The sequence below is a fragment of the Acidovorax sp. KPB24-07 genome, assembly GCF_057543315.1.
In genome coordinates, this window is the sequence record NZ_BAAJYS010000850.1 from 1 (window position 1) to 737 (window position 737).

The 737-nt window shown below is 71.1% G+C and carries 1 pseudogene; it reads left to right on the forward strand.

The annotated features are described in order from the left end of the window. Positions 1-595 (forward strand): annotated as a pseudogene (locus tag AC27IQ_RS26245) (aldehyde dehydrogenase family protein); the annotation flags it as partial. Positions 596-737: the final 142 nt, after the last annotated feature.

Below are 737 nucleotides of genomic sequence, written 5' to 3' on the forward strand. Positions count from 1 at the left end.
GGCCGAGGCCACGGCGGCCATCGGGCGGGCGCATGCGGCCTTCCAGGCATGGCGCAATGTGCCGGCGCCGCGCCGGGGCGAGCTGGTGCGCCTGCTGGGTGAAGAGCTGCGCGCGGCCAAGGCCGACCTGGGCCTGCTGGTGACCATCGAGGCGGGCAAGGTGCCGTCCGAGGGGCTGGGCGAGGTGCAGGAGATGATCGACATCTGCGACTTCGCCGTGGGCCTGTCGCGCCAGTTGTACGGCCTGACGATCGCCACCGAGCGCACCGGCCACCGCATGATGGAAACCTGGCACCCGCTGGGCGTGTGCGGTGTGATCTCGGCGTTCAATTTTCCCGTGGCGGTGTGGTCCTGGAATGCCGCGCTGGCGCTGGTGTGCGGCGATCCGGTGGTGTGGAAGCCGTCGGAAAAAACCCCGCTCACGGCGCTGGCCACGCACGCGATCGCGCAGCGCGCCATCGCCCGCTTCGGCGCCGATGCGCCCGCGGGCCTGCTGGAGCTGATCATCGGCCAGCGCGACCTGGGCGAGGTGCTGGTGGATGACGCGCGCGTGCCGGTGCTGTCGGCCACGGGCTCCACCGCCATGGGCCGGGCACGCTGGTCACCGTGTTCCTGTCCAACGACGCGACCGCGGTGGTGCTGACCCCCGCGGTGTTCGCCGTGGCCCGCGCGGTGCCTGGGCCATACTCGCCCCAAGCACATTTCCGGAAGGACAACGAATGGCATCGGATGGCGAA